Origin of the sequence: Paenibacillus phytorum (assembly GCF_013141715.1) — a bacterium.
Classification (GTDB): Bacteria; Bacillota; Bacilli; order Paenibacillales; family NBRC-103111; genus Paenibacillus_E; species Paenibacillus_E phytorum.
On the sequence record NZ_WHOA01000047.1, the window covers coordinates 1 to 536 of the forward strand.

The 536-nt window shown below is 43.3% G+C and carries 1 pseudogene; it reads left to right on the forward strand.

Annotation, left to right across the window (positions count from 1 at the left end):
* Positions 1–186, forward strand: a pseudogene (locus tag GC098_RS39520) (IS110 family RNA-guided transposase); the annotation flags it as partial.
* Between the last annotated feature and the right edge of the window lie 350 nt (positions 187–536).

Below are 536 nucleotides of genomic sequence, written 5' to 3' on the forward strand. Positions count from 1 at the left end.
ACGATGTGTATGGTTATGACTAACAATGAATTCAAGGCATTGCATCAACATAATGTTCAGGTAAAAAAACTAAAAAAAATGAAATCAATTATGAAGTTATGCGGAAAGTTGGCTCGACTATTAGTAGGTCTGGCACGTAGTGAGGAAGCTTATAAACCAGAGAAAGTCTTCGCATTGGCAGCTTAAAAAACTAAGCATTACTAACGCAAGTTGGCGTATTCGCAGGATGACAAAGAAAGTACGGAGTATCGGGATACGTTACGCAAAAGGGCTCAGACCCGTTCCGTTAGAAAAACCGACCTCCACCCCTTAGATAGGTGTAACGAAGGAATGAAAGGGCTTTGACCCGTTGAGACATGGGAGCGAAAATCGCTAAGGGCACTGTGGAGAATACGTGCATTATATGGAAATAATTAGGTGCGGATGCCCCCACCTCTATTCCCGCACGCCTTCTAAAGGCTCAACGTAACAAATCCTGACCCTCTTCATTCTTCCATCGAATCCAATAGGGATGAAATCCTGCGAATACACGAGCT